Here is a 1,077-nt window from a genome sequence, read left to right on the forward strand (position 1 = left end):
CCGCACCCCGGAACTCGACGGAGGAGACCATTACCGGCGTGTGGTCCGACGTCCTCGGCGTCGACACCGTCGGCATCCACGACAACTTCTTCGAAATGGGCGGGCATTCACTGCTCGCGACACAGGTGACGTCGCGTCTGCGGCAGCGGCTCGGGTTGGACGTCCCGGTGCGTGCCCTCTTCACCTCACCCACCCCGGCCGCACTGGCAGGGGTCGTGCGAGAGCTGGGGACGGCCGACGAGGCGCCGCTGATACCGCTCGACCGCGGCAGCGGTCAACTGCCCCTGTCGTTCGCGCAGCAGCGGCTTTGGTTCCTGGACCAGTTGACGCCGGGCAGCGCCGAATACCTCGTGCCGTTCGGCCTGCGGGTGCGCGGCACGCTCGACGCCGGTGCACTGGGTGCGGCGTTCACCGGTCTGGTGACCCGGCACGAGGTGCTGCGGACCCGGTTCGTCACGGACGACTCAGGCCGTCCCGCGCAGATCGTGGACGCACCGTGGTCGGTCACTCCGGTGGTGCACGACGTCCGGACCGTCCCGGCGGCCGACCGGGAGCGGGCCGCACTGGAGATCATGGCGGCCGAGGCGCGGCGACCGTTCGAGCTGGGCGGCGGGCGGCTTCTGCGGGTTGACGTGGTGCGCGTCGCTGACGACGACCAGTACGTGCTGATCATGCTGCACCACATCGTCTCGGACGGCTGGTCCTCCGGGATTCTGGCCCGCGAACTGCGCGAGCTGTACATGGCTGCCGTTGCCGGACGTGTGGCGTCGCTGCCCGAACTGCCCGTACAGTACGCAGATTTCGCCGCCTGGCAGCGGGAGCAACTCAGCGGGGATTTCCTGGAGAGGCAGTTGGCGTACTGGCGCGAGCGTCTCGCAGGGGTACCGGCCTTGGAGCTGCCGACCGACCACGGTCGGCCCGCCGAACGGGAGGGCGCCGAGGGCGACACCGTGTACTTCTCGGTGCCGTCGGAGGTGACGGTGGCGCTGCGGGCGACGGCGAGCGGGCAGGGCGCGAGCCTGTTCATGGCGCTGCTGTCCCTGTTCCAGATCGTTCTGGCCCGCTACTGCCGCCAGG

At 70.2% G+C, this 1,077-nt stretch carries 1 protein-coding gene; it reads left to right on the top strand.

Annotated features, from left to right (window positions below; all coding sequences use genetic code 11):
• Window positions 1-38: 38 nt before the first annotated feature.
• Window positions 39-1,077: condensation domain-containing protein (locus BT364_RS38950; RefSeq protein ID WP_256260445.1), on the top strand; the 1,039-nt coding region annotated here is incomplete at its 3' end.

The sequence above is a fragment of the Streptomyces atratus genome (genome assembly GCF_900119365.1).
Lineage (GTDB): Bacteria > Actinomycetota > Actinomycetes > Streptomycetales > Streptomycetaceae > Streptomyces > Streptomyces atratus_B.